Here is a 253-nt window from a genome sequence, read left to right on the forward strand (position 1 = left end):
GCTCGAACAAGGTTTGCCATTCTTGGTTGGTGCGTCGTTTTACCATTTCAAATCTCCTTGAGGTTGGAGGTTTGATCGTATAGCGTGCTGAAGTTGATTAGAATGCGGTGTTTATGACGCGCTTACAGTCTTTCGACCTTTTATGCAAAGCGTCAACAATTGCAGTGCTTTGGGCAATCTCAAACTGGTGGCTTTATCAAAGCTGAAGTCGTTGAAAAAACGACTCGCTACCAAGTGGCTCAAGCACCCGTCG

At 45.8% G+C, this 253-nt stretch carries 1 pseudogene; it reads left to right on the forward strand.

Annotated features, from left to right (window positions below):
• Window positions 1-126 precede the first annotated feature (126 nt).
• Window positions 127-253: pseudogene (locus EYW48_RS21890) on the forward strand (IS66 family insertion sequence element accessory protein TnpB); the annotation flags it as partial.

Origin of the sequence: Vibrio sp. 1180_3 (assembly GCF_029478545.1) — a bacterium.
Classification (GTDB): domain Bacteria; phylum Pseudomonadota; class Gammaproteobacteria; order Enterobacterales; family Vibrionaceae; genus Vibrio; species Vibrio aestuarianus.